Origin of the sequence: Bariatricus sp. HCP28S3_D3, from assembly GCF_052065755.1 — a bacterium.
Classification (GTDB): Bacteria; Bacillota; Clostridia; order Lachnospirales; family Lachnospiraceae; genus Allocoprococcus.
This window is the reverse complement of the sequence record NZ_JBQHTK010000112.1, coordinates 1-385: the sequence shown is the minus strand read 5'-3', so window position 1 is coordinate 385 and position 385 is coordinate 1. Positions and strand designations below refer to the sequence as shown.

At 44.9% G+C, this 385-nt stretch carries 1 protein-coding gene; it reads right to left on the bottom strand.

Going from position 1 to position 385, the window contains the following annotated elements:
• Positions 1 to 385: RNA-guided endonuclease InsQ/TnpB family protein (locus tag ACTNB3_RS17950; protein ID WP_441027324.1), on the bottom strand; the 385-nt coding region annotated here is incomplete at both ends.

Here is a 385-nt window from a genome sequence, read left to right as displayed (position 1 = left end):
CGGTTCTGCTTCTTTTCTCTTCTCTGCTTGGTTCTCACAGACTTCATACTCATAAAGCAGACTTGCATAGTATTTTCCGGAAGGCTCCTGACTTATGGTCACCGACTTCAGGACATACCCCGCTGGTATTTCCCGATGTTTCCTGATCTTCACTTCCTTCAGTTTCGGAAGCCGGATCTTTCCGTTTCCCAGACGAATATTCCCATTCACCACATTCGTTGTATAGCTCTTCCTGCTTCGATGTCTCGACTTGAATTTCGGAAAACCAACAGCCGGATTTACAAAAAAGTTCTTATAAGCCTTCTCCAAATGAATCTGCACATTCGCCAGTGCAAGGGAATCTACTTCTTTCAGCCACGGATATTCTTTCTTATAGGCTGCCGGA